Here is an 848-nt window from a genome sequence, read left to right as displayed (position 1 = left end):
TCGCCTATCGGCTCGGCTTCCCCCGCCGCCGTGCGCTTATCGATAATGTATATTTGACGGTTTTAAGTCTACGTTGTCCGCAAGCCCCTTATGTCTGAAAGCGTGTTCGTATCTTAATCTGGTGGTTTCGCTTACTTTCGGACCAAAATACACAATATCTTTCTCCGTGGAATCCTTGAACAGAATCGCTTCGGTTTCAACGTAAATACCGGTGGAAACATCGTCAGAAGTCGTGTCGGTTTGCAGATAATTTTCAGCAAGCGCATTCTTTATGAAAGAAACATACAGGAGCCGGTATTCCTCTTCATGTTTGTATGTCTCTTTTTTTATGAGGTGAGCGACCGGCGTGAACAATTTGGAAAGAAAATCTACAAATTGCTCTTTTTCCGCCGCATCCTCTTTTGGAAATTCGCTCTTAAGCGCTTTCAGCGCTTTTGCAGTTTCGCCTAATTTAGCTAAAGCTGCTTGAACCGCTGCGTCTTTTTCCCCCTGTTTCACCGATATACAACACCTTGTACAGCCCTATGCTGCTCATAGGGACAGGAACAGGCTTTTTCAACCCCTCTTCGGCAGTGTTCCCTTTCGCCTGTTCCGTTTTTTCTTGCGTAGGAACAACATCGTAGTTTTTTGATATATCTTTAGCGGCGTCCGTTTGCGGGTTTCCTGTTTTTCCTTTTATAAGCGTATTGAGCGGCATTTCTGACGACTGCGCCGGCAAACTCATTTCTCTGGAGAGTGAATCGATGCCGAAGCCTTTGTTGATTTTTTGCTTCGCTATGCCGACCGCAACGCCTCTCCCTTTATGACCGTATGAACTGTTCCACATAACAAGGGTGTCTTCAAGCGCG

At 46.0% G+C, this 848-nt stretch carries 2 protein-coding genes; both read right to left on the bottom strand.

Annotated elements, in window-relative coordinates:
- Positions 1-36: 36 nt before the first annotated feature.
- Positions 37-498, bottom strand: coding sequence for a hypothetical protein (locus AWU74_RS06440; RefSeq protein ID WP_062328619.1), 462 nt, complete (start codon positions 496-498; stop codon positions 37-39).
- Positions 452-848, bottom strand: a 397-nt coding sequence (locus tag AWU74_RS11825; RefSeq protein ID WP_238580209.1) for a hypothetical protein, incomplete at its 5' end; no start/stop codon positions are given. The genes AWU74_RS11825 and AWU74_RS06440, both read right to left, overlap by 47 nt.

It is taken from the genome of Treponema endosymbiont of Eucomonympha sp. (assembly GCF_001028545.1).
Note: the sequence above shows the minus strand (reverse complement) of the source record. Positions and strands in the feature narration are given on the sequence as shown.